Below are 24,412 nucleotides of genomic sequence, written 5' to 3'. Positions count from 1 at the left end.
GAAGGGGGAGCCGCACCTGTCCGCGCCGGACCGAGCGCCCGCGGCGGGCTGGGCCGGCCATGGGGAGCGAGTGTCCTTTCTGTCCCGTCTCCAGGGGAATCGTCCGTTCGACGCGCGGTCGGGCCCAGCCGTGACTAGCGTGTGGAGTCGGACCGACCACCGATTCGGGAAAGGCCGCGATCATGGCCGTACAACCTGAGGGAACCCCCTGCTGGGCCGATGCGATGTTCAGTGACGTCGAGGGAGCGAAGAGCTTCTACGGCGACGTCCTCGGCTGGACCTTCGGCGAGGCGTCGTCGGAGTACGGCAACTACACGCAGGCCTACGCGGACGGCAAGGCGGCCGCCGCCGTCGTTCCGCCGATGCCCGGCCAGGAGGGGCACTCGCAGTGGTGCCTGTACCTCGCGTCGCCGGACGCCTCCGCGACGGCCGGCAAGATCCGTGACAACGGCGGCGAAGTGCTCATGGAACCGATGCAGGTCGGCGACTTCGGCACCATGTGCCTGGCCCGCGACCCGAGCGGCGTCGTCTTCGGCGTGTGGCAGGGCGGCACCCACGAGGGCTTCGAGGCGACGCCCGGGCAGCCCGGCGCGTTCTGCTGGGCCGAGATCTACACCCGCGATCCCGAGAAGTCCGACGCGTTCTTCCCCGCCGTCTTCGGCTACCGCGTCCAGCAGATGCAGGACGACGCCATCGACTTCCGCATGTTCAACCTCGGCGACAACACCGTCCTCGGCCGCATGAAGATGACGGACGACTTCCCGCCCGAGGTGCCGGCGTACATCAACGTCTACTTCTCGGTCCCCGACTGCGACGACGCGGTGGCCCGCGCCACCAAGCTGGGCGCCGTCCTGAGGTTCGGTCCGATGGACTCACCGTTCGGCCGCTTCGCGGCCCTCAGCGACCCGCAGGGCGCGAGCTTCTCGGTGATCGACATGACCACGACCCAGGGGGACATGCCCCAGATCTCCGACGTGCCCTGAGCCGTCCGGCAGCGCGCCGAGATTTCCGGCGGGCGACGGCCCGTGACCGCCGTAGGCGGGTACCGGGTCCAGCCACTCGTTCACGGTGGGGCAGCGGGGCGGGCCCGGTCGTGGCGCACCGGGTCCGAGGCGTGCCGGTGACGTCGTCGACGAGTTCTCACGGACCTCACCGGCCTCTGGGGACGGGGAGCCCTACGTGAACCCGCGCCCCGCCGCTCATGGCATGATCGAGCGCATGCGTGAACGACTGGTGGCCGCGTGCGACGGGGCTTCGAAGGGGAATCCGGGGCCCGCGGCCTGGGCCTGGGTCATCGCGGACGGGTCGGAGACGCCGGACCGCTGGGAGGCAGGGCCGCTCGGCAAGGCCACCAACAACGTCGCCGAACTCACCGCGCTGGAGCGGCTGCTCGCCGCGACCGACCCGGATGTGCCGCTGGAGGTCCGGATGGACTCCCAGTACGCCATGAAGGCCGTCACCACCTGGCTGCCCGGCTGGAAGCGCAACGGCTGGAAGACCTCCGCGGGCAAGCCCGTCGCCAACCAGGACCTCGTCATGCGGATCGACGAACTCCTCGACGGCCGTTCGGTCGAGTTCCGCTACGTCCCCGCCCACCAGGTCGACGGCGACCCGCTCAACGACTTCGCCGACCGCGCGGCCAGCCAGGCGGCGATCGTCCAGGAACCCGCGAGCAGCGAACTCGGCTCCCCCGAGCCGCCGCCGTCGCCGGACACCCCGAAAAAGACCGACCGCCCCGCCCGGGCCAAGTCGCCCAAGCGGAGCGGTGGTTCGTCTTCTCGTACGATCAAGGCCAAGTTCCCCGGCCGGTGTCTGTGCGGACGTCCCTACGCGGCGGGCGAGCCCATCGCCAAGAACGCCCAGGGCTGGGGACACCCGGAGTGCCGTACGGAAGCGGCCGGCTAGCGACCGGTGCGCGGCGCGACGGTCAGATGACCGCCCCGCGCCACTCGCCGGTCTCCTGTCCGCGCTCCTCGATGAACGTCTTGAAGCGCTCCAGGTCGCCCTTGGTCTGCCGCTTCACGAAGCCGAGCTTGTCGCCGACCTTCTCGGTGATGGTGTCCGGATGGAAGTCCATCTGCAGCATCACCTTGGTGTGGCTCTCGTCGAGCCGGTGGAAGGTCACCGCACCGGCCTGCTTGGCCTCGCCGGCGATCGTGGTCCACGCGACCCGCTCGTCCGGGATCTGCTCGGTGATCTCCGCGTCGAACTCCCTGTGCACCCCGTTGACGTTGGTCACCCAGTGCGTGAGCGTGTCGGTGCGCTGTTCGATGCGCTCGACCCCGCTCATGAACTCGGGGAAGGTCTCGAACTGCGTCCACTGGTTGTAGGCGGTGTGCACCGGCACGCCGACCTCGATGGATTCCTCGACCTGCGACACGGGTGAATCCCTCCTTCGTCCTCTCGGTGTGTGACGCGCGGGTACCGCATGGCCAGGAGGGCAAACCGGCGCAAGACGACTCCTCTTCGGTTCCTATTCGGTGTCGAAGGTGTAGTGACGCGTGTGGTCGAGGAGGTCGGAGGGGCGCACGTCGTTCCACGGCCGCATGGTCTCGTCGAGATCGACGACATCGGGTGTCCCGGCGGCGGGGACATAGCGGGAGTCCGGGTGGAGCCGCTGCCACTCGGCCCAGAGCTTGTCCACGTAGGCGTGGTGGAGCCAGAAAACCGGATCGTTGGGGGAGACCCCGGTCGCCATCTGCCCGCCCACCCAGACGTGGACCCGGTTGTGCAGATTGACCCCGCGCCAGCCCTCCAGATGGTTGCGGAAGCCGTCCGACGCGCTGTTCCAGGGAGCCATGTCGTACGTCGCCATGGACAGCACCGACTCGACCTCGCCCGGGGTCGGCAGCTCCCGTACGCCGCTGCCGAGCGAGCGCCGCAGATACGTACGGCCGTCCACCCGGACGTTGACCGGCCAGTTGCCGGCGTCCGCGGCGAACGGGCCGTCCATCACCCGGCCGTCCCGGCTGCGTCCGGTGCCGCCGAGGAAGTCGGGACCCCACAGCGAGGCGCGTGGGGTGCGGTCGGTGCTCCAGTCCCAGTAGGGGAGCGTCACCGAGGAGTCCACCGACTGCAGGGCCTGCTCGAAGTCGAGCAGGAATCTGCGGTGCCAGGGCAGGAAGGAGGGCGAGCGGTGGCCGGTGCGCGGGCCGTTGTCGGTGTCGGCCATGATGAAGCCGTTGTGCGTGGTGACGAACGCGTCGTAGCGGCCGCTGCGCTTCAGCTCCAGGACGGCGGCGACGAACCGCCGCTTCTCGTCGGCGGTCAGGGCGGCCTGGTTCTTGCGGACGGTCATGTGCGGGTGCTCCAAAGAGGCGTGCGGGGCGGTCAGTTGGTGGGGAACGGCAGCAGCCGTGCGCCCTGGAGCTCGTCGACGGCGGCCCGCGCGGCGGCGCGCGGGGTGGGCACCGGGTCGTAGTGGCTGACGACGCTGATCCAGGTGCCGTCGGCGTTGCGCATCAGGTGCAGCTCCACGCCGTCGACCGTCACCCGGTAGCCGCCGTGGTGGCCGCCGTGGTGGCCCCCGGCGGGCCGGCCCTGTATCCGGCGGCCCTTGTAGACCTCGTCGAAGGCATCGGGGGAGTTGTGGTGGTGCTCCTCGGCGGACGCGCGCGGGGCGGCGACGGTCGCCGCGGCGAGGGCGGCCGTCGCGGTGAGCGCGGTACGGCGGGTGAGTTCCGGCATGCGGTGTACCTCCTGAGTTGACGGACTCCGCATGCCTATCGGCCCTGGTGAGAGCGGGAGAAATCGCTCGTGGCCGGTTGGCCGTGATCCAGACAATTACCTACATGTCGTACAGCGTTGAACGAAGATGATCTTGTTGTGGAGAGGGCTTTCGGGAACCCGGACGGAGGAATTCCTTCTCCCGTGAGCCATGGATCCGATGATCCTTTGCGGACGAACCTGCTGGCAGTGGCCCCCCTCACGCGCCGAAAGTGGCGCGAACCGGAGTACGGGGCCCGCACCGCCCGACTGCTACTCTGCGTTGCCAATTGACAGCTTTGGGTAACTTCTAGGGGTGCGTGTGAAGGTCGCCTGCGTCGGCGGCGGGCCCGCCGGCCTGTATCTCTCGATCCTGCTGAAACGGCAGGACCCGTCCCACGACATCACGGTCCACGAGCGCAACGCGGAGGGCGCCACCTACGGCTGGGGCGTCACCTACTGGCGCGGACTGCTCGACAAGCTCCACGCCCACGACCCCGAGTCGGCCCGGGCCATCGAGGAGGCCTCGGTCACCTGGAACGAGGGCGAGGCCCGGGTGCGCGACCTGGTCACCCGGCGCCCCAGCGACGAGGGCTTCGGCATCGGCCGCCACCGTCTGCTGGAGATCCTCGCCGCGCGGGCCCGCTCCCTGGGCGTACGACTGGAGTTCGAGCACGAGATCACGCACGGGAACCTCCCGGCGGCCGACCTCGTCGTGGCCGGCGACGGGGTGCGCAGTGCCCTGCGGACCGGGCACGCCGACCATTTCGGCGCCGAGACCAAGGAGGGCCGCAACCGCTACATCTGGCTCGGCACCAGCAAGGTCTTCGACTCGTTCACCTTCGCCTTCGTCGAGACCGACCACGGCTGGATCTGGTGCTACGGCTACGCCTTCAGCCCCGAGCGCAGCACCGTGGTCGTCGAGTGCGCGCCGCGGACCTGGACCGGCCTCGGTCTCGACGGCGCCGACGAGGGCGAAGGGCTCGCCCTGCTGGAGAAACTGTTCGCCGACATCCTCGACGGCCATCCCCTGATCGGCCGCTCCGCAGGCTCCGGCAGCGCTCAGTGGCTGACCTTCCGCACCCTCACCAACCGCACCTGGCACCACGGCAACCTCGTCCTCCTCGGCGACGCCGCCCACACCACCCACTACTCCATCGGCGCCGGCACCACCCTCGCCCTGGAGGACGCCATCGCCCTGGCCGACGCCCTGCACACGCACACCGACCTCGGGCAGGCACTCGCCCGCTACGAGCGGCAGCGCACGTCGGAACTGCTCTCCATCCAGAGCGCGGCCCGCTACAGCGCCCAGTGGTACGAGAACCTGCCGCGCTACATCGGCCTGCCCCCGGAGCAGATGTTCGCCCTGCTCGGCCAGCGGCACTCGCCGCTGCTGCCCCATGTGCCGCCGCAGCTCTACTACCGGATCGACAGGGCCGCCGAGCGGCTGGAGGCGCTGCGCAGACTCAAGCGCTGGCTGGGCCCGAAGGTGGCCCGCGGCGTGCACGCGCGGGAGCTGGCCTCCCGCAAGTAGCCCGCCGCCTCGGAAAGTGTTGGGTGAATGGCGATTCACCGCTAAAGTGAATTGTCATTCACCCGCCCTTTCCGTAGCGGATCCGGAGCGCCGATGGACCAGCAGGGCCCGATATCCCCGCCACCCCCAGCAGGTCTGCGGACCCGGCTCACCGTGCCGGTCCTGGCGATGTGCGGCACGCTCATGGCCGTCATGCAGACCGTCGTGGTCCCCCTGCTGCCGGACCTGCCCCGGCTGACGCACTCCTCGGCCGGCGCCGTCTCCTGGATGGTCACGGCGACCCTGCTGTCCGGAGCCGTCCTCACCCCGGTCCTCGGCCGCGCCGGTGACATGTACGGCAAGCGCCGGGTGCTGACCGGCGCCCTCGCCCTGATGACGGTCGGCTCGGTGATGTGCGCCCTGTCGTCCGACATCACCGTCCTCATCGCGGCCCGTGCCCTCCAGGGTGCCGCCGCGTCCGTGGTGCCGCTGTCGATCAGCATTCTGCGCGACGAACTGCCGCCCGAGCGCCGGGGTTCCGCGGTCGCGATGATGAGCTCCACGGTCGGCATCGGTGCCGCGCTCGGCCTGCCGCTGGCCGCGATGGTCGTCCAGTACGCCGACTGGCACACCATGTTCTGGATGACCAGCGCCCTCGGCGCCCTCGGGGTCACGGCCGTGTCGTGGGCGGTCCGCGAGTCGCCGGTACGGCAGCCGGGCCGCTTCGACGTGCCGGGCGCCCTGGGCCTGGCCGTGGGCCTGGTCAGCCTGCTGCTCGGGGTGTCCCAGGGCGGGCAGTGGGGCTGGACCAGCCCCCGCGTCCTGGGCCTGTTCGTGGCGTCCGTCGCCGTCCTGGCCCTGTGGTGGTGGCGCCAACTGCGCACCGAACAGCCCCTGGTGGACCTGCGGCTCGTCACCCGCCCCCGCGTGGGCCTGTCCCACGTGGCCGCCCTGCTCACCGGCTTCGCGTTCTACGCCAACTCCCTGGTGACGGCCCAACTGGTCCAGGCGCCGAAGGCCACCGGCTACGGACTCGGTCTGTCGATCGTGGCCACCGGCCTGTGCCTGCTGCCGGGCGGCGTGACCATGCTGCTGTTCTCACCGCTCTCGGCCCGGATCTCCGCGTCCCGCGGCCCGCGCATCACACTCGCCCTCGGCGCCGCGGTCATCGCCTGCGGCTACGCGCTGCGCATCGCGGACAGCCGCGACCTGTGGATGGTCATCCTGGGCGCGACCGTGGTGTCCACCGGCACCACCCTCGCCTACTCGGCCCTGCCCACCCTGATCCTGCGCGCCGTCCCGGCCGAGCAGACGGCCTCCGCCAACGGCGTCAACGTCCTGATGCGCACCATCGGCCAGGCCACCTCCAGCGCGGCGGTCGCGGCGGTGCTGGTCCACCACACCAGCCTGGTCGGCGGCGCGCCCGTCCCCACCCTGCACGGCTACCTGCTGGCCTTCGCCATGGCGGGCGCGGTCGCCCTCGCGGCCTGCGCGGCGGCACTCACCATCCCCGGCGACTCCACACCCGAGAAGGTACGCCGGGCCAGGGGCCGCACCCCGGGCGCGCGGGACGGGGCGATGGAGGGAGCGTGAGTGGCGTGAGTGCAGTGCGCCCGCGGTGTTGCCGGTATCCGGCTGCGGCGCCGGTCGTCCCGGGCGGCTTCGTCCCCGAGGGGCCCCGCCGGGACACGATCCGTATCCGGGGCGCGCGGGGCGGGGCGAGGGAGGGAGCGTGAGTGGCGTGAGTGCAGTGCGCCCGCAGCGGGATTGCCGGTCTCGGGGTGCGGCGTCGGCCCTCTCGGGCGAATCCACGCCAGCGCCCGAGAAGGCCCGCCGGGACAGGGGTCGCACCCGGGGCGCGCGGGGCGGGGCGAGGGAGGGAGCGTGAGTGGCGTGAGTGCAGTGCGCCCGCAGCGGGATTGCCGGTCTCGGGGTGCGGCGCCGGCCCTCTCGGGCGAATCCACGCCAGCGCCCGAGAAGGCCCGCCGGGACAGGGGCCGTACCCGGGGCGCGCGGGGCGGGGCGAGGGAGGGAGCATGAGTGCCGTGAGCGCAACGCCCCCCACGAGCACGCCCGCCCGCCGCGACGCCGAGGCGACCAAGGCCGCCATCCTCCGGGCGGCCCGTTACCTGCTGGTCCGCACCCCGCACGCCGACATCACCCTCAAGGCGGTCGCCGAACGCGCGGGTGTCAGCCCGCCGTTGATCGTGAAGTACTTCGGCAACAAGGACGCCCTGTTCGCCCGCGTCATGTCCTTCGAGTCCGACGCGACGGACCTGCTCGACGCCCCTCTGGACGAACTGGGCCGCCACATGGTCCGTCACGTCCTCACCGGCCAGATCGAACGCGGCGCCGACCCCCTGCTCCGGATCGCCTTCGCCCCCGTCCAGGGCGAACACGGCGACATCCTGCGCGTCAACTTCCGCGCCCAGGTGGTCGATCGCCTCGCGCGGCGCCTGCCGGGCCCCGACGCCGCCCTGCGCGCCGAACTGGCGGTGGGCACTCTCCTGGGCCTCGGTGTGATGTACGGCATCGCCCGGGGCACCGAGCTGAGGGCCACCGCGGTGGAGGAGTTGGTGGACCGCTACGCCCCCACGGTGCAGGCCCACTTGACGCCCTAGCCTGTCACGGAGTGGTCAGTCCGACCTGGCCCTCCGCATGGGGCGCCGGATCTTAGGCGAACCCTGCGGGCCCAGCCTGGCCATGGAATTCCACGAGACCCTGGACCCGCCGGCGCCCACCTGCCGTCGGGAGCCCCGGGTGTGCCCGGGCCCCTCGCGCCCTCGCAGCGGAGGACCCCCCATCGCGGCGGTAGCCGCAGATCGCAACAGCCCCGCACCCCTTCCGGGGCGGCGTGCCGTCCGCCGCTTACTCCCCAGGGAGTAATCCGCACCCGCCGTCACCCCCGGCAGTACGCGTCACCTCGCCCTCCCGCCCGACGAAAGCCGTGGTTCTCACCGGAAGTCTGGGGACCGAAGCAGACGTCACCCGGAGGGAGATCGGTCGATGAGGGCCGGAGAGACAACCGCTACGACGAGGCCGGGGCGCGGGCGAGCCGTTCCATGGGCGCTGCTCGGGCTGTGGATTGCGGTGATCGCGCTCGTCGGGCCGTTCGCCGCGAAGCTCGGCAGCGTGCAGCACGACAAGGTCACCGACTACCTGCCGGCGAGCGCGGACTCGACGCAAGCGGCGAAGATCGAGGAGAAGTTGCCCGGTGGCGAGACCACCGAGATGGTGCTCGTCTACCACCGGGACGGCGGGCTCAGCGCCGCCGACCGGAAGACCGCGGCCGGGCAGGTCGCGGAGATCACGCGGCAGCACGAGCTGATCGGCGGTGCTCCCAAGGGGATTCCGTCCAAGGACGGCACGACCCTGATGTACCCGGTCGCCAGCAACGAGCCCGGGGCGGACGAGGAGAAGCAGGACAAGCTCGTCAACGACGTCCGCGAAGTCGCCCAGGACGAGGGCGGGTTGAGCGTCGACGTGGGCGGCACCGGCGCGCTGGCCACCGACTCCGGCGCGGTCTACGACTCGCTCGGCGGACCGCTGCTCTACACCACCGTCGCCGTCGTCGCCGTACTGCTGATCCTGATCTACCGCAGCCCCGTGCTGTGGCTCGTGCCCCTCCTCGTCGCCGGGATCGCCGACTACATGTCGATGGGCGTCGCCTACGGCCTCAACCAGGCCTTCGGCACGACCGTCTCGGGGCAGAGTTCGGGTGTGATGACGATCCTCGTGTTCGGGGCGGGCACGGACTACGCGCTGCTGCTCATCGCGCGCTACCGGGAGGAGCTGCGGCGCGTCGAGCGACCGTACGAGGCCATGGTCGCCGCCCTGCGCGGCTGCGGGCCCGCCGTGCTCGCCTCCTCCGGCACCGTCGCCGCCGGACTGCTGTGCCTGCTCGCCGCCGACCTCAACAGCAGCCGGGGCATGGGCCCGCTCGGCGCCGTCGGCGTGCTGTGCGCGCTGATCGCGATGACGACCCTGCTCCCCGCCATCCTCGTAGTGGTCGGACGGCGCGTGTTCTGGCCGCTCGTGCCCGCCTTCGGGAGCACGCCCAAGCAGCGGCGCAGCCTGTTCTCGGCGATGGGCAGCTCCGCCGGACGCAGGCCGCTGACGGTACTCGCGAGCGGTGCCGTACTGCTCGGCGCCCTCGCCCTCGGCTCGTTCAACCTGCCGGGAGCGCTCAAGCAGGAGGACTCCTTCGTCAAGAAGCCGGAGTCCGTCGTCGCGATGGAGACCCTCGCCAAGTCCTTTCCCGACAGCGGCAGCCAGCCCATCGACGTGATCACCCCGCAGGGGCGCGCCGACGAGACCCTCGCGACCGTCCGCGGCACACCGGGCGTCGGCAGCGCGGAGAAGGGGCGTACGGGAGACGGCTGGACCGAGATCGCCGTCTTCGCGAAGAGCGCACCCCAGTCGGCGGGGGAGACCACCACCATCAAGTCCCTGCGGGACGAACTGAAGGGCTCCTACGTCGGCGGGGACAGCGCCCAGCAGATCGACCTGGAGGACACCAACGCCCGGGACACGAAGATCGTCGTACCGCTCGTCCTCGTCTTCGTGATGCTCATCCTGATCGGGCTGCTGCGGAGTCTGGTCGCACCGCTGCTCCTGGTGGTCGCGGTCGTCGCGGTGTGGGGCGCCTCCCTCGGCATCGGCGGACTGGTCTTCGAACCGCTCCTCGGCCTGGGGGGCACCGATCCGGGGCTCGGACTGCTGTCCTTCGTGTTCCTGGTCGCCCTCGGCGTCGACTACGGCATCTTCCTCATGCACCGGATGAGGGAGGAGTCCCTGGCGGGAGCGGAACCGGCCACGGCGGCACTCACCGCACTGCGCACCACCGGCGGCGTCATCGCCTCCGCCGGACTCGTCCTCGCCGCGACCTTCGCCGTGCTGACGAACATGGGCCTGGTACAGCTGGTCCAGCTCGGCTTCGTGATCGCCGTCGGCGTCCTGCTCGACACCTTCCTCGTACGGACGTATCTGGTGACCAGTGCCGGCGTCGCCCTGGGCCGGAAAGTGTGGTGGCCGGGCGTGCTCTCACGGCAGCCCGGACCGGCCGGACCGGCCGGGACGAGCGGAAGGAGCGGACCGAACGAGCCGCCCCGGCAGCCGGAAACCGTCAGTGCCCCCTGAGCACGCCGATCGTGCACCTTGATCCGGCGGGCCCGCCCAGGCGCCTCTCCTTCCGTAGGGGCGCCCGGGTTCCCGCACGAGTACCGGAAGTTGGAGCCGTGGAAGAACGGGGAACGACCACCGGGGTACGCGACCGGTCGGCGGCGGAGACGGCGGCCGGTGGCGGCGGATGGTCCCGTCGCGCCGAGCGCATCATGTCCGCCGTCAACCGCGAACCGCTGACCGCACCGCACCGCACCCGCAACGACGCGGTCCTCGCCGTGTGCGTCGCCGTGCCGGCCGTAGCCCTCGCCCGTACGGGCGGCGAAGGGATCCGGCCCGACCATCTCGGCTGGACGCTGCTGCTCGCCGGGCACGTGCCCCTCGTATGGCGGCGGCGCAGTCCGTTGGTGGCCCTGCTCGGGGTGGTGGCCTGCATGGCTCCGTACTACGCCTTCGACTACAACCCTGCCCTGCCCGCCCCCTCGATTGTCCTGGCGCTCTACACCGTGGCGGCGACCGGCACCGTACGCCGCACGCTGCCCACCGGTGTCGCCGTCCTCGTCCCGACACTGATCAGCAACGGCCTCACCAACTCGGACGGGGCGCTGGATGCCCTGGAGATCTCCGGCTGGATCATCGCGGTCCTGTTCATAGGTATCGACGTCCGCTACTACCGTTGGTACGTCGCCTCCATCGTCGAGCGAGCGGAACGGGCCGAACACACCCGGGAGGAGGAGGCCAGGCGCCGCGTCGCCGAGGAGCGGCTGCGGATGGCCCGTGACCTGCACGACCTGCTCGCCCACAGCATCACGCTCATCGGCGTGCAGACGTCCGTGGCGGCCCACGTGCTCACCGCCGACCCCGAGCGCCTCGACCGCAAGGCCGTCGCCCGGGCACTGGACGACATCGCGGGGACCTGCCGGACCGCCCGGGCAGAACTGCGTACGACGCTGGAGGTGCTGCGGGCGCATGACACAGTCGTGGGAGTGGGCGCGGATCCGGGGGCGGGGCCCGGTTCCGTGTCCGGCTCTGTTTCCGGGGCCGAGGACATGCGGGGGCCGCTGCCCGGGATCGACGGACTGGCCGATCTCGCGGAGACCGGCCGGGTGGCCGGGGCCAAGGTCGAACTGTCCGTCCGCGCGGACGACATCCCGCCCTCCGTGGGCGCCGCCGCGTACCGGATCGTGCAGGAGGCGCTCACCAACGCCGTACGTCACGGCGGCCGCGAGGACCTCACCGTGCGAGTGGGTCTGTGGACCGCGGACGGCGCACTGCGGGTGAGCGTCAGGGACGACGGGACGGGCGGGGACGACGGCTCGGGCGGCGGAGCGGGCCCGTCCGACGGCATGCCCGGGTTCGGGCTCATCGGAATGCGGGAGCGGGCCCGTAGCGTGGGCGGCACACTGGACGCCGGCCCGGGGCCCGCCGAAGGCTTCGAAGTGACCGCCACACTGCCGCTGTCCCGGGAGGACGAGGTTCGATGACCATCCGCGTGCTGCTGGCCGACGACCAGAACCTCGTACGGGCCTCCTTCGCGATGCTCGTCTCGTCGGCAGGCGACATGGAGGTCGTCGCCGAGGCGGGCACCGGGCGGGAGGCCGTGGCGCTGGCCCGGTCGGCGCGGGCCGATCTCATCGTGATGGACATCCGCATGCCCGACCTCGACGGGATCGAGGCGACCCGGCTCATCGCCGCCGACGAGGATCTCGCGGGGGTGAAGGTGCTCGTTCTGACGACGTACGAGACCGACGAGAACATCGTCGAGGCACTGCGGGCCGGGGCGTCCGGCTTCCTCGTGAAGGACATCAGGCCGGCCGAACTCCTCGACGCCATCCGGACGGTGGCCGCGGGGGAGTCCCTCCTCTCGCCCGGTCCCACCTCGCGGCTGATCGCCCGCTTTCTGCGCGCGCCGAACACCGGGGCGACACCCGCGGTGGGCGGGCCGAGCGGGCTGTCCGAACGGGAACGGCAGGTGCTCGCGCTGGTCGCGCGCGGTCTCAACAACCCTGAGATCGCCGACGCGTTGGGACTCAGCCCGCTGACCGCGAAGACCCATGTCAGCCGGATCATGGGCAAGCTGGGGGCGCGGGACCGGGCGCAACTGGTGATCGTGGCGTACGAGTCGGGGCTTGTGATACCTGGGACCGTCTGAGTCGGGCCGACTTCGGGGCGGGTTCAGATTGCGTTCCGACTCGGCCGGTTGTGCGGCCCCTCAACTCCCTGTGTTTGCACGGGCATTGCTCTGTCACCAGCCTGGCCGAGGGTTTTCGGCCCTGTCGCCTCCACTGCGACCGCCTGGCGCCTACTCGCGGACATCGGTCCGGCCGCACTCACTCGCCTGCGCTCGGCGAGAACCGTCGCCCGGGAGATGGCCTGGCTCCAGGCCGCCGAGACCACCGGCGGCAAACCCGCAGCCCGCGCCGGTGGCCGCGACCTGCCGAGCCTGGTCCTGGACCTCGACGCCACGCCAACACCGCCGCCGACCACATCGCAGTCGTCACCGAACCAGTCCGACGCGCAATCCGTGCCCTGCCCGACCACCCGGACGGCACCCGGATCATCGTCCGGCGCGAGCGCCCACATCCCGGCGCCCAGTTGTCCTTGTTCGGTCTCGACGAGGGCATGCGCCACCAGGTCTTCCGCACCGACACCCCCACGGCGAAGGCTCCCTCCAGCATCTGGAGGTCCGCCACCGTGCGCTCGCCCGCATCGAGGACCGCATCCGCCGCGGCAAGAACACCGGCCTCGGCCGCTTCCCCTCCCGCCACTTCGCCATCAACGCTGCCTGGCTGGAGCCGGCTCCGACCGCCGTCGACCTACTCGCCACCTGGCCCAGGCGAGACGAGCTCGTCAGAGCGTTCGCCCGCCTCGCCACCCTGCCACGGCCGGCGACCTGACCGGCACACCCTCACCGCCCGACGGCAAGCGGCCAGCAGACACGGTTCGCCGTGATCAGCCCGGCTGATCACTCCTCACCGAAACGCGGAGGCTAGCGGAAGAGGCGGTCCAGGAAGGCGTTGCCGAACACCCCGTGCGGGTCCAGCCGGTCGAGCACCCCGGCCGCCTGCCCCCACACCGCCTCACCGAAGGACCCAGGGATCGTCGTCCCCAGCACCTCCTCGTCCGCCCACACGGCATCGTCCGTGTAGGCCCAGCCCTTGGACCACTCGACCCGCGTCCCCTCGTAGCCGTCGAACAGGAACTGCTCGATCTCCCGCAGGAAGGCCTCCGCGTACGGCGTCCCGGGCAGCGTCAGGATGTCCAGCCACACCGCCGTGTCCCACTCGGGATGCTCCTGATCCGCGCGCAACGCGGAGAGCAGCGGAGCCCGAGCCCCCTCCGACTCCACCTCGCCCGGGTCGTCGAGTCCGGTCACCCGGATCTCCACCGTCCCGTTGACCGGGAACTTCCCCTGAGCGGTGTACGCGGCCAGCCGCTCCCGGTAGAAGTCCGTGAACTCCGAGACGACCCGCTGCACTTGACCCCGGCTCGTCAGGACGGCGTACCCGTTCGCGGTCACCCGCAGTGTCGTCGGTCTGATGTACAGCAGCGTGTTCTTGGACGGCCCCCAGATGTCCGCCGACAGCGTCGCCGTGAGCCCCACGGTCGCCACGTCCAGCTGCGCGTTCCCGAGCACCGGCGCCAGGTACCAGGCGGCGTCGGACACCATCCGCCCGGCCAGATCCGCCACCAGGGTAGGAACGTTGTCGGAGAAGGGGTAGTTGTACGGCGAGGTCACGCGCCGCGAGGTGAGCGGCCTGGTCGGCGCCACACTCCACACCTTCAGCCAGGGGAACTCCGTGTAGGCGAACCAGATCGCCTCGACCCGCCCGGCCTCCTCCAGGAAGCTCGCGAAGGTCCGCCCGCCGACGCCCGGCGCCGCGAAGAGCTCGGCGGCCGGGATGTCGACCCGGCTCACACACCGCAGATTGCTGTCGGCACCGACCCGCAGCACGACCTCGGTGACGAAGGTCCGCCCGAGATGGGTGAGCAGGGCCGCGCTGTCGGCCTCGGCGCGGCCGAAGGTGCGCAGCACGTACGCCCCGCTGTCCTCGTCCCACACCACCGCCGTCAGCGACAGGACGCGATTGCTGAGCGAGCCGTACGTCTGCCCCGGCAGCCGCTGCTCCCCGGCGGCCGGAACGGCGGTGCCGTGCGCGTCGATCGCGAGCGCGCCGCCCAGGGTGAGGTCACCGGGCGCGGGCGCGGCGGTGACCCCGAGCCCGTGTCCCTCCAGATAGGTGAGCAGCGCCTCCAGGGTGACGCCGGTGCCGGCCCGCACGGCGGAGGCGGAGTCCAGGGACAGACCGGTGAGGTGGGAGGCGGTGTCGACGAGGAGGACGGGTGCGTCCGACGCGGTGCCCTCCGTGATGGTCAGGGGCGACCAGCCGTGCGAGGAGCCTCGCGCGCGGACCCGCCAGCCGTGCCGCCAGGCCCAGTTGACGACGTCGACCACCTGGTCCGGGCCGGCGGGCGCACAGGCCCACAGCCCGTCGGCGGTGATCTCCCCGACCCAGTTCCGGTACGCCGAGCGGTACAGGGCCACGCCGGCCGGGAAGTCGGGCAGCTCCTCGGCCGCGGCCGCCGGATCGGCCGGCAGCAGCATCGGTACGGCGGCCAGGGCGGCGGCACTCATGAGGAAGCCGCGACGGGTCCAGGCCTGGGTGTCCTGCGGGTGGTTGCTCACTGCACGATCGGTCACGGGGTCACGCTAGGCGGATGTTGACACGTGCATGCCCTACGTCGAAACGTGTCACCCATGTGAGTGAAACATTCACAGGTCCTGACCCGGAGCGACCGGTTCCGCGCAAGTCGGCGACGGATGACAGACTGACGCCATGGACGAGCGCACATTCGGCAGGTCGCAGCAGCACGCATCCGTCGTCGGACTCGGCACCTGGCAGCTGGGGGCCGACTGGGGAGATGTCGACGACAAGGAAGCCCTCTCCGTGCTGGAGGCGGCCGCCGAGTCGGGGGTCACCTTCTTCGACACCGCGGACGTCTACGGCGACGGCCGCAGCGAGCAGACCATCGCCGCCTTCCTGCGCGGCCGCCCCGACCTGCATGTGCTGGTCGCGACGAAGATGGGCCGCCGCCTCGACCAGATCCCCGAGAACTACGTCCTCGACAACTTCCGCGCCTGGAACGACCGTTCGCGCCGCAATCTCGGCGTCGACCGCATCGACCTGGTCCAGCTGCACTGCCCGCCGACGCCCGTCTACTCCACGGACGAGGTCTTCGACGCCCTCGACACCCTGGTCGAGGAGGAGCGCATCGCGCACTACGGCGTCAGCGTCGAGACCTGCGAGGAGGCCCTGACCGCGATCGCCCGGCCGGGTGTGGCGAGCGTGCAGATCATCCTCAACGCCTTCCGCATGAAGCCGCTGCGCGAGGTGCTGCCCGCCGCACAGGAGGCGGGCGTCGGCGTCATCGCCCGGGTCCCGCTGGCCTCCGGCCTGCTGTCCGGCAAGTACACCAAGGACACGGTCTTCCCGGAGAACGACCACCGCGCCTACAACCGGCACGGCGAGGCCTTCGACGTCGGCGAGACCTTCTCCGGCGTGGACTACACGACCGGTGTCGAGGCCGCCGCCGAGTTCTCCGCGCTGGCCCCCGAGGGCTACACCCCGGCCCAGCTCGCCCTGCGCTGGATCATCGAGCAGCCCGGCGTCACCACCGTCATCCCCGGCGCCCGCAACCCCGAGCAGGCCCGCGCCAACGCGGCCGCCGCCAAGCTGCCGCCGCTGTCCGAGGACACCCTCGCGGCGATCCGCGACCTCTACGACCGCCGCATCAAGGACCAGGTCGAGAACCGCTGGTGACCCCGCCCGGCTCCGGGACCCGGCCGCTCGCCGCTCCCGGAGCCGCGCCGTTTGAACGATCACCCACCGGATACCCGTACCGCATGGTGGAGACGGGGAGACGGACAGGCCGCGACGAGACCGAGGACGAGCGCGCGGACCGCATGTGGGGCGAGCTCATCCAGGAGATACGGGTCGCGCAGACAGGTGTGCAGATCCTGTTCGGCTTCCTGCTCACCGTGGTGTTCACCCCGAAGTACGCCCACCTGACCCACACCGACCAGGTCATCTACATCGTGACCGTCGTCCTCGGCTCCTGCGCCACCGGAGCACTCATCGGGCCGGTCTCCCTGCACCGCCTCGTCTCGGGGCGGCGCATCAAACCCCAGGCCGTGCGGATCGCCTCCCGGCTGACCTTCGTCGGGCTGGTCCTCCTGCTGACCACGATGACGGCGGCGCTGCTGCTGATCCTGCGGGTCGCCACCCATGACGACTGGGTGCCCTGGCTCGTCACGGCAGTAGTGGCCTGGTATCTGGTGTGCTGGTTCGCCGTGCCCCTGTGGACCCGGCGCCGCTACACGACGCAGTGATGTGCGGCCCCTTCAGCTGCCGGTCGTGCAGACGGCTCAGCGACAGCACGGACAGCGTGGCACCGATCAGCGCGCAGAACATGTCCCACTGGGTGTCCCACACATCGCCCTGGGTGGCCAGGAAGGCGTCCGCCGCCTGACCGCCGATCACGGCGGCCGCCCACTCCAGCATCTCGAAGACGGCGCTGAACGCCAGACAGGCGCACACCGTCAGCGGCGCCAGCCAGCGGCTGCCCCGCAGCGGTGAGGTACGGCTGAGCAGTTCCCGTACGAGAACCGCCGGCACGAAACCCTGCATGAGGTGGCCGAGACGGTCGTAGGGATTGCGGTCGAGGCCGAACGTGTCCCGCACCCAGTCGCCGAGCGGGACCTGCGCGTAGGTGTAGTGGCCGCCCACGATCAGCACCAGCGCGTGGACCGCCAGCAGACAGCACAGCAGGTCGGTCAGCGGGAAGCGGCGCCAGGTCAGCACGATCAGCGGCAGGCCGACCAGGACCCACACGGTCTCCAGGAACCACGTCGTGCGATCGCGCGGGCCCCAGGCGGACAGGGCCAGCGCGGCGACCACGGCCACGGAGAGCAGCGCGGGCAGGGGCCGTCGGACAGCGGTCATGAGGGGCTCCTTGTCGTAGGAGCCCTCATCGTCGGGGCAGGGGCACGGCGGCGGCATGAGTACGGCTACTCAGGCCGCGTGCGCTGCGGCCCCCGTCTCAGCCGCCCGCGATGACCGAGGCCAGGAAGTCGTCGACTCTGACCTCTTCCTTGCCCGGCGGCACGATCTCGCGGGTCTCGCGCAGGAACGACGCCAGCGCCGGTGCCCAGGCGAAGACCACGGCGTGCTGGCGGCCGCCGTCGGGGCGGGCGTCGCCGAAGAACTCCATGCGCAGTTCCTCCCAGACACCGCTCGAGACGGGGCTGAACCGCACGTCCCCGACCCCGACGGGGCCGCACAGGCCCTCGGCGAGCATCTCCCGGTCCAGCCGCCACCGCGCCAGCACCCGGCCGTCATGGCTGAACACCGCGGTGACGGCGAACGGGTCAGCCGCGTCGTACCCCAGGTGGGCGAGCACGGGACAACGGCCCGTACCGCCCGCCTGGAGTTGCACGACGAGAGTCTTGTGCGCGGTCCTGTGGACGAAGGAGTTCACCTGGAGGCCTCCGGGGAGAACGACGTAGAGCCCTCTAGTACCCCTTCCACGGCCAAGATGCTCAGCCTTCCGGGTGATTCCCCTTCGCACCGCGCAAGGACGTGATGCACGCGGCGATGGCCTGCTGGAGTTCCTCCAGCTGCTGGACCATGTCGTCCTCGTAGAAGTCCTGGGCGTCGTCGAAGGTCAGCTCCTCGAACGCCTTGGTGGCCTTCTGGAGGCTGCTGTAGAACTTCGTCCGCCGCTCCTGGACCCGGAGTTCGGGATCGGCCTCCACGGCCTCGGCGACGAGGGACTTCATGGTGTCGAAGGCCTCGGCCGCCCACTCGCCGGTGTCCTCGTCCTCCTCCAGCTCCTCCAGGAGGGACAGATGCCGCTCGGCCTCCTGGCGCAGGTCCACGGGCGCGTCGATGGTCTGCCCGGCCGGGGTCCTCACCTGCCCGGACTCGGCGATCTGGCGCACGTAGCCGATCCGGTCGGCCGCCCTGCTCTCGGTGGCCACGGCCTTCTTCAGGTCGTCCGTGCGCACCACGTCCCGCGCCAGGGAGGCCTGGAGCTCGGGGTCCTCCTTGATGCGGTCGAGCAGGGCGCTGCGCGCGGCCCGGGCGGTGGAGGGGTCGGCGAGGATCGCGGCGCGCAGCGCGGTCGGGTTCTCCGCGACCTCCAGGGCCTTGGTGGGCCGGATGCCCTCGGCCTCCGCGGCCTCGGCGATGGCGGTGCCGCGCTCGGACGTGGCGCTGTTGCGGGAGACGTAGTAGCTGAGCCACACGTCCGCGTCCGGCAGCTCCACCTCCTGGCCCGGCGCCAGGGCCTCGAAGTGCGGGACCATGCCGTCGTCGGCGGCCCGGTCCCAGGCCTTGTAGTAGCGCATGACGCGCTCGGGCGAACAGCCGGCGAGCTCCGCGAACTCCTTCGCGGACACCTTCGGCGTCTCGTCCGCGCCCTGGCCGCCGGGGCGGACACTGCGCGCCACCATCAGGCCGAAGGCCCATCCGCCGGTCCGCGCGTACACCCCGAACTCACGGGCGTCCCGCGCCACGAGGTCGGACAAGGGCGCGCCGGACGTCTCGGCCGGGACCTCGGAGGACGTGTCGGACGGGTCGATCGCTAGGGTCACGGGTGTGTCTCCTGGGCAGGCTCGTACGGACCGCACGATGTGCGGACCGGAAGCCTATTGCACCCCCAGGGACCGCCCCGGCAGCCCGGCCCGCTCAGGCGAACGCGCCGCGCAGCGCGGGCAGCAGCGTCTTCTCCGACCAGTCCAGGAACTCCGGCTGCGAGTCGCCGCCGATCTGCACCAGGGCGATCTCGGTGAAACCCGCCTCCGCGTACGGCCGTACCGCCTCGACGAAGGCGTCGGGGTCGTCACCGCACGGGATCGACGCCGCCACGTCGTCCGGCGTGACGAACTGGGTGGCCGACTCGAAGGAGTCCGGGTGCGGGAGTTCGGAGTTGACCTTCCAGCCGTTGCCGAACCAGCGGAACTGCGAGTGCGCCCGCTTGATCGCCGTGTCCCGGTCGGTGTCGTAGCAGACGGGCAGCTGCCCCACCCGCGGCTTGCCCTCGCCGCCGTGCCGGTCGAACGCCTCCAGCAGGCCCGCCTTGGGCTCCGTGGCGATGACCAGGTCGGCGAGCCGGCCGGCCAGCTCGCAGGACTGCTCACCGGAGACGGCCAGGCCGATCTGCGGCGGCTCGTCCGGCAGGTCCCACAGCCGGGCCGACTCCACGTCGAAATGCTTCCCGCGGTGGTTCACATGACCGCCCCCGAACAGCGCGCGGATGATCTCCACCGCCTCTTCCAGCATCTCGTGCCGTACGTCGGCCGACGGCCAGCCGCCGCCCACCACGTGCTCGTTGAGGTTCTCGCCCGAGCCCAGTCCCAGCCGGAACCGGCCCTCCGACAGCAGCTGCATCGTCGCCGCCTTCTGCGCCACCACCGCCGGGTGGTAGCGGAAGGACGGACACGTCACGTACGTCATCAGCGGGATGCGCGAGGTGGCCTGCGCGGCCGCCCCGAGCACACTCCACGCGTACGGCGAGTGTCCCTGCGAGCGCAGCCACGGGAAGTAGTGGTCCGAGGTCACCGAGAAGTCGTAGCCCGCCTCCTCGGCCCGCACCACATGGCCCACCAGCTCACGGGGGCCCGCCTGCTCGGTCATCATCGTGTATCCGATTTGCACCATGGGTTCCGGGTCCCCGGTGACCGGAAGGGAAAACGGGCTTCCCGGGCCCTCTCGATCAAGGCCGGTGAACGGGGGAGGATGCCCGTATGAGTTCCCTGCCCACGAGCACCCCCGCCGCCCAGGGCGTAGACGCGGCCGGCATACAGGCCTTCCTCGACGCCCTCGAAGCCGAACCGGACCTCGAGCCGCACAGCGTGATGCTGCTGCGCCACGGCCAGGTCGTGGCCTCCGGCTGGTGGGCGCCGTACGCCCCGGACCGGCCGCAGCTCCTCTACTCGCTCAGCAAGAGCTTCACGTCCACGGCCGCCGGGTTCGCCGTCGCCGAGGGGCTGATCCGGCTGGACGACCCGGTGATCTCGTACTTCCCGGAGTTCGAGGCCGACATCACCGACCCGCGCAGCCGCGCGATGCTCGTACGGCATGTGGCGTCGATGGCCAGCGGACACGCGGAGGAGACGTTCGACCGGGCGCGTGCCGAGGACCGCGACGAGCTCGTCCGGGGTTTCCTGCTGATCCCGCCCGACCGGGACCCGGGCACCGTCTTCGCCTACAACCAGCCCGCCACCTACACCCTGGCCGCGATCGTCCAGCGGGTCACGGGCCAGAAGCTCACCGAGTACCTGCGGCCCCGGCTGTTCGACCCGCTCGGCATCGGCGAGGCGGCCTGGATCGCCGACCGCAAGGGCCGCGAGCTCGGCTTCAGCGGGCTGCACGCCACGACCGACGCGATCGCACGGCTCGGCCTGCTGTATCTGCGGGGCGGGGTGTGGGAGGGCGAGCGGCTGCTGCCCGAGTCGTGGGTGGCCGAGGCCACGCGGGCCCAGATCACGCAAGAGGCGCCGCCGGTGGCCGGCTGGTCGGACTGGCAGCAGGGCTACGGCTTCCAGTTCTGGATGGCCCGGCACGGTTACCGCGGGGACGGGGCCTACGGGCAGTTCTGCGTGGTGCTGCCCGAACAGGACGCGGTGCTCGCCATCACCTCGGAGACCGTGGACATGCAGAGGGTCCTGGACCTGGCCTGGGAGCACCTGCTCCCCGCCTTCGCCGACGGCCCGCTGCCCGGCCGCGAGGCGGCGGACGCGGCCCTGGCCGACCGTCTGGCACGGCTCGCCCTGCCGCCCGGGGACGGCAAGCACGCCCCCGCGGAGCGAGCGGAGGAGTGGAACGCCGCCGCCTTCACTCCCGAGGGCGGCCTGTGCGCCGACCAGCCGACCCTGACCGAGATCGAGGTGGATCCGGGCGGCCGGCTGACCGTCGTGGACGACGGCGACCGGCTGGAGCTGGGGTTCGGTACCGGGGAGGGCGGCTGGACGGTCGCCGACGAGCCCCTGCCCGTCGCGGTGAGCGGCGGCTGGACCGACGCGGAGACCCTGGTCGTCGACCTGGCGTTCCTGGAGACCCCGCACCATCTGCTGGTGACGTGTTCGCTCCCGGACCGGACGTTCACCGCGCGCTGGCGCACCCAGCCCCTGCACGCCGGTCCGCTGCGGCGGGTGCGGGCGCCGCGCTCAGTCTGAGGGCACGCGGAGGGTGCTGAGGAAGGTGTCCAGGGCCTGCCGGTCGGCGGTGTCGTTCCAGTCGGCCGCCGGGGTCGTCCAGCGCAGTGAGTAGCCGCGGCCCCCGCCGATGAGGAAGCCGCGGCCGAAGGTGCGCACCCGGGTGCCGTCGACCCGCTCCACCCACTGCATGTCGGCGGCCTCGCGGCCCTGGTAGGTCGTCGCCCGGATGTCACCGAGGCGCTCGTAGCCGGGGTGGTCCTTCAGCTCCGGTTCCACGTCGTCCCGCCACACGGCCACGGCGTCCGAGCCGACCGCCTTGCTGTAGGTGACGGCGAGCGTGCGCGGGTCGCCGGAGGCGCCGAAGGTGACGCGGTAGGCGATGTCGGCCTGGCGCTGGGTCTCCAGCGCCTTCCAGCCCTTGGGGAGGGCGACGGAGAAGCCCTCGGGGGAGCGGTACACGCTGTATCCGGGCGGCAGTCCCGTGCCCGCGGTCGGCGAGGCGGTCCTGCTGGGCGTGGGTGTGGGGGCCGGCGTCGGGGGCGCGCCGGAGCTCTCGTCGGTGCGGCTTCCGGAGGCGGAGACCGACGGGGTCGGGACGGCGGGTGCCGGGGCGGGCGCGGAGGCGGAGGCGGAGGCCGTCAGGGAGGGGACGGGCGCCTCGCCGGTCGTCGTACCGTCGTCGTCCGGCAGCACCTTGGTCACCGCGAGGACGGCGGCGGCCACCGTGACCACGGCCAGGGCGGTTCCCGCGATGAGGAGCCGGCTGCCGCGGCTCGGGGCCACGCCGTGCAGGACGCGCAGCCGGGGCCTGGGCTCCTCAGGCGGAGCGGTGTGGGGATCCTCGTCGAGGACCCGGAGGAGGGCGCTCCGTACGGCGCTGCGGCTCAGCCGCTCCTGGGAGTTCTTGCGCAGCAGCCCCTGCACGGTCTGGGTGAGCGGCCCGGCGCGTACCGGGGCCCTCAGCGGCAGCCGGTCGACCCCCTTCAGGGTGGCCGCGGGACGGTCGCGGTCACGGAAGGGCGGACGGCCCTCGACCAGCGTGTAGAGGATCGCGCCGAGCGCCCAGAGGTCGGCGGCGGGCCCGATGCGCTCGTCCCGGGCCTGCTCGGGGGAGGCGTACGACGGTGCCGAGAGCCTCGGGGCCAGGGTCGCCCCGGCCAGGCCCCACCCGGTGACGACGACGGAGCCCTGGTGGTGCACGAACACCTGGCCCGGGCTGAGTTCGCCGTGTGTGATGCCCTCGCCGTGCGCCGCCTCCAGGACCTCCAGCAGCTCCAGGCCGACGCGGGCCGCCCGCACATGGTCGAAGGTGCCCTGCGGGCCGAGGAGTTCACCCAGGGGGACGCCGTCGACCGGCTCGGTCACGGTCCACAGGACGCCCCCCTGCGCGACGGCGTCGACGACCGCGGCGATCCGGCCGGGGGAGAGCACCCGCATGGTCTTGGACATCCGGACCACTCCCGCGGCGGTGCGCAGCGCGGTCTCCTCGTCCGTGCCGGCGGGCAGCCCGATCTGGGTGAGCAGACAGGGGCGTTCGGTCGCGACGTCCTCGCCGTACCAGCAGGTCCGGTTGGTCTCGCGGTGCAGGACGTCCAGGGGCCGGTACCGTCCGGCGACCAACTCGTGTGTGGAGACGTGCGCCTTGACCATGTCATCCCTCGCTGAACCCCTGGCTCTCACCTTTCACAGAGGTACGGGGGGTGCGGCGGGGTGCGTTCAATCAAATCGTCAACCGATGGAATCCGCTTTCCGGTTGCTCGGTTCCTGACTCAAAAGTCAGTAGAACGAACGCGGTCGACCACTTCCCACATCGCATCTCTCACCGCATCTCTCACCGCAGCCCGAACCGCTCGGCCCAGGCCATGACGTCGGTGGTGGTCGCGTTGCCGCCGCACATGACGAGGCCCAGCCGGCAGCCGTCGCCGACCCGCTCCAGCACCTCGCGGGCGGCGGGCAGGAGGCACCCGGCGGCGGGTTCGCCCCACAGCTTGGCGTGGTCGGCGAGGTCGAGGCAGCCCTGCACGGCTTCCCGGTCCGGGACCACGAGGACCTCGGTGACCAGCGCCGCCACATGCTCGTAGGTCAGTTGGGACACGGACGGGGCGCTGAGCGTGGTCACGAGGGAGGACAGCGGGACCGGCACCGGCCCGCCCGCGGCGAGTGCCTGGGACATGGCCTCGGCGCCCGCGGTCTCCACGCCCCAGACGCGGACACCGGGACGCCGCGCCCGCAGGGCCGCCGCGACCCCGGCGATCAGACCGCCGCCCCCGACGCTGACGACGACGTCGGTGAGGTCGTCCGCGTCGTCGGCGAACTCCAGGCCCACCGTCCCCTGCCCGGCGATCACCAGAGGGTCGTCGAAGGGGTGGACGAGCGTCAGTCCCTCGTCCCGCAGCCGGTTGACGAGCGAGAAGGCACTGTCCATGTCGTCGGTCAGCCGCAGCGAGGCCCCGGTCGCCTCGACGATCTCCACGGACCGGGCGGGTGCCGAGCGTGGCATGACCACCGTGGCCTTGATGTCGAGCGCCGCCGCCATGTGGGCGAGGGCGATCCCGTGGTTGCCGCCGCTGACCGCCACGACCCCGGCCGCCCGCTCCGCCTCGCTCAGCGACAGCAGCTTGGCCGTCGCCCCGCGCGCCTTGAACGAGCCGGTGCGCTGGAGCAGTTCGAGCTTGACGGTGACCGGAGCACCGAGCAGCGCGGACAGACCGGGGCTGGGCAGGGTCGGCGTGCGGACGACGTGTCCGGCGATCAGCTCGGCCTGCTGCTCGATGTCCGTGATCCCGATCAAGACGGTTCCTTCCGGCGGGAGAGCTCTCCTCGAACCCTGTCCCCACGGATGGCGCAGGTCA

Annotated in this window: 21 protein-coding genes and 1 pseudogene; 12 read left to right on the top strand and 10 right to left on the bottom strand. The window is 71.7% G+C overall.

Features of this window, described 5'->3' with window-relative positions; all coding sequences use genetic code 11:
* Window positions 1–182 precede the first annotated feature (182 nt).
* Together ACFYZ8_RS08010 and ACFYZ8_RS08005 are read left to right on the top strand one after the other, a co-directional pair.
* Window positions 183–983: a VOC family protein gene (locus ACFYZ8_RS08010; RefSeq protein WP_359036847.1), complete on the top strand. Its 801-nt coding sequence runs from the start codon at window positions 183–185 to the stop codon at window positions 981–983.
* Window positions 984–1,206: 223 nt separating this feature from the next.
* Window positions 1,207–1,905: a ribonuclease H gene (locus tag ACFYZ8_RS08005; protein ID WP_388532110.1), complete on the top strand. Its 699-nt coding sequence runs from the start codon at window positions 1,207–1,209 to the stop codon at window positions 1,903–1,905.
* A gap of 22 nt (window positions 1,906–1,927) precedes the next feature.
* Here ACFYZ8_RS08005 and ACFYZ8_RS08000 read toward each other — a convergent pair whose 3' ends face one another.
* The 3 genes from ACFYZ8_RS08000 to ACFYZ8_RS07990 all read right to left on the bottom strand — a co-directional run bounded on the left by ACFYZ8_RS08000 (window position 1,928) and on the right by ACFYZ8_RS07990 (window position 3,687).
* Complete coding sequence (locus ACFYZ8_RS08000) at window positions 1,928–2,380, bottom strand: SRPBCC family protein (protein WP_359036845.1); 453 nt, start codon at window positions 2,378–2,380, stop codon at window positions 1,928–1,930.
* Window positions 2,381–2,473: 93 nt separating this feature from the next.
* The gene (locus ACFYZ8_RS07995) at window positions 2,474–3,298 is read right to left on the bottom strand and encodes a tyrosinase family protein (RefSeq protein WP_388531409.1); all 825 of its coding nucleotides are present in this window, start codon (window positions 3,296–3,298) and stop codon (window positions 2,474–2,476) included.
* Window positions 3,299–3,330: 32 nt separating this feature from the next.
* Window positions 3,331–3,687 (bottom strand): tyrosinase cofactor, encoded by a 357-nt coding sequence (locus tag ACFYZ8_RS07990; protein WP_388531411.1) that lies wholly within the window; start codon window positions 3,685–3,687, stop codon window positions 3,331–3,333.
* A gap of 340 nt (window positions 3,688–4,027) precedes the next feature.
* Between ACFYZ8_RS07990 and ACFYZ8_RS07985 the strand changes: the two genes are divergently transcribed.
* The 7 genes and pseudogenes from ACFYZ8_RS07985 to ACFYZ8_RS07955 all read left to right on the top strand — a co-directional run.
* Window positions 4,028–5,239: an FAD-dependent monooxygenase gene (locus ACFYZ8_RS07985; RefSeq protein WP_388532112.1), complete on the top strand. Its 1,212-nt coding sequence runs from the start codon at window positions 4,028–4,030 to the stop codon at window positions 5,237–5,239.
* A 93-nt stretch (window positions 5,240–5,332) separates the two neighbouring features.
* On the top strand, window positions 5,333–6,811 hold the full coding sequence (locus ACFYZ8_RS07980; RefSeq protein ID WP_388531413.1) for an MFS transporter: 1,479 nt from the start codon (window positions 5,333–5,335) through the stop codon (window positions 6,809–6,811).
* Window positions 6,812–7,254: 443 nt separating this feature from the next.
* Window positions 7,255–7,839: a TetR family transcriptional regulator gene (locus ACFYZ8_RS07975; RefSeq protein WP_388531415.1), complete on the top strand. Its 585-nt coding sequence runs from the start codon at window positions 7,255–7,257 to the stop codon at window positions 7,837–7,839.
* A gap of 385 nt (window positions 7,840–8,224) precedes the next feature.
* Entirely contained in the window at window positions 8,225–10,357 is a 2,133-nt protein-coding gene (locus tag ACFYZ8_RS07970; protein ID WP_388531416.1) for an MMPL family transporter, read from the top strand.
* Window positions 10,358–10,551: 194 nt separating this feature from the next.
* A complete protein-coding gene (locus tag ACFYZ8_RS07965) occupies window positions 10,552–11,823 on the top strand; it encodes a sensor histidine kinase (protein WP_388532114.1) in 1,272 nt (423 codons plus the stop codon).
* Complete coding sequence (locus ACFYZ8_RS07960; RefSeq protein WP_388531418.1) at window positions 11,820–12,491, top strand: response regulator; 672 nt, start codon at window positions 11,820–11,822, stop codon at window positions 12,489–12,491. The genes ACFYZ8_RS07965 and ACFYZ8_RS07960 overlap by 4 nt, the downstream gene beginning before the upstream one ends.
* Before the next feature lie 111 nt (window positions 12,492–12,602).
* Window positions 12,603–13,236, top strand: a pseudogene (locus ACFYZ8_RS07955) (hypothetical protein); the annotation flags it as partial.
* Window positions 13,237–13,328: 92 nt separating this feature from the next.
* Here ACFYZ8_RS07955 and ACFYZ8_RS07950 read toward each other — a convergent pair.
* Window positions 13,329–14,975: a cholesterol oxidase substrate-binding domain-containing protein gene (locus ACFYZ8_RS07950; RefSeq protein WP_388532116.1), complete on the bottom strand. Its 1,647-nt coding sequence runs from the start codon at window positions 14,973–14,975 to the stop codon at window positions 13,329–13,331.
* Window positions 14,976–15,177: 202 nt separating this feature from the next.
* On the opposite strand from ACFYZ8_RS07950, the gene ACFYZ8_RS07945 reads away from it, so the two are divergent.
* Entirely contained in the window at window positions 15,178–16,161 is a 984-nt protein-coding gene (locus ACFYZ8_RS07945) for an aldo/keto reductase (protein ID WP_388531420.1), read from the top strand.
* A gap of 83 nt (window positions 16,162–16,244) precedes the next feature.
* Entirely contained in the window at window positions 16,245–16,730 is a 486-nt protein-coding gene (locus tag ACFYZ8_RS07940) for a DUF6328 family protein (protein WP_359036828.1), read from the top strand.
* Here ACFYZ8_RS07940 and ACFYZ8_RS07935 read toward each other — a convergent pair.
* From ACFYZ8_RS07935 to ACFYZ8_RS07920, 4 genes are all read right to left on the bottom strand, one after another.
* The gene (locus tag ACFYZ8_RS07935) at window positions 16,651–17,343 is read right to left on the bottom strand and encodes a DUF2238 domain-containing protein (protein ID WP_359036826.1); all 693 of its coding nucleotides are present in this window, start codon (window positions 17,341–17,343) and stop codon (window positions 16,651–16,653) included. The genes ACFYZ8_RS07940 and ACFYZ8_RS07935 overlap by 80 nt on opposite strands.
* A gap of 97 nt (window positions 17,344–17,440) precedes the next feature.
* The gene (locus tag ACFYZ8_RS07930; protein ID WP_359036824.1) at window positions 17,441–17,878 is read right to left on the bottom strand and encodes an SsgA family sporulation/cell division regulator; all 438 of its coding nucleotides are present in this window, start codon (window positions 17,876–17,878) and stop codon (window positions 17,441–17,443) included.
* Between the two features lie 61 nt (window positions 17,879–17,939).
* The gene (locus tag ACFYZ8_RS07925; protein ID WP_388531423.1) at window positions 17,940–18,995 is read right to left on the bottom strand and encodes a hypothetical protein; all 1,056 of its coding nucleotides are present in this window, start codon (window positions 18,993–18,995) and stop codon (window positions 17,940–17,942) included.
* A 94-nt stretch (window positions 18,996–19,089) separates the two neighbouring features.
* Window positions 19,090–20,061 carry an LLM class F420-dependent oxidoreductase gene (locus ACFYZ8_RS07920; protein ID WP_359036820.1) on the bottom strand — a complete coding sequence of 324 codons (972 nt, stop codon included), beginning with the start codon at window positions 20,059–20,061 and terminating at the stop codon, window positions 19,090–19,092.
* Between the two features lie 86 nt (window positions 20,062–20,147).
* Between ACFYZ8_RS07920 and ACFYZ8_RS07915 the strand changes: the two genes are divergently transcribed.
* Window positions 20,148–21,578, top strand: coding sequence for a serine hydrolase domain-containing protein (locus ACFYZ8_RS07915; RefSeq protein ID WP_388531425.1), 1,431 nt, complete (start codon window positions 20,148–20,150; stop codon window positions 21,576–21,578).
* Here the strand turns inward: ACFYZ8_RS07915 and ACFYZ8_RS07910 are convergent.
* Together ACFYZ8_RS07910 and ACFYZ8_RS07905 are read right to left on the bottom strand one after the other, a co-directional pair.
* Window positions 21,570–23,210: a serine/threonine protein kinase gene (locus tag ACFYZ8_RS07910; protein WP_388531427.1), complete on the bottom strand. Its 1,641-nt coding sequence runs from the start codon at window positions 23,208–23,210 to the stop codon at window positions 21,570–21,572. The genes ACFYZ8_RS07915 and ACFYZ8_RS07910 overlap by 9 nt on opposite strands.
* 181 nt (window positions 23,211–23,391) lie before the next feature.
* Window positions 23,392–24,351, bottom strand: coding sequence for a threonine/serine dehydratase (locus ACFYZ8_RS07905; RefSeq protein WP_388531429.1), 960 nt, complete (start codon window positions 24,349–24,351; stop codon window positions 23,392–23,394).
* Between the last annotated feature and the right edge of the window lie 61 nt (window positions 24,352–24,412).

Origin of the sequence: Streptomyces sp. NPDC001668, assembly GCF_042893155.1 — a bacterium.
Taxonomy (GTDB): Bacteria; Actinomycetota; Actinomycetes; order Streptomycetales; family Streptomycetaceae; genus Streptomyces.
This window is presented reverse-complemented; position numbering and strand designations above follow the sequence as displayed.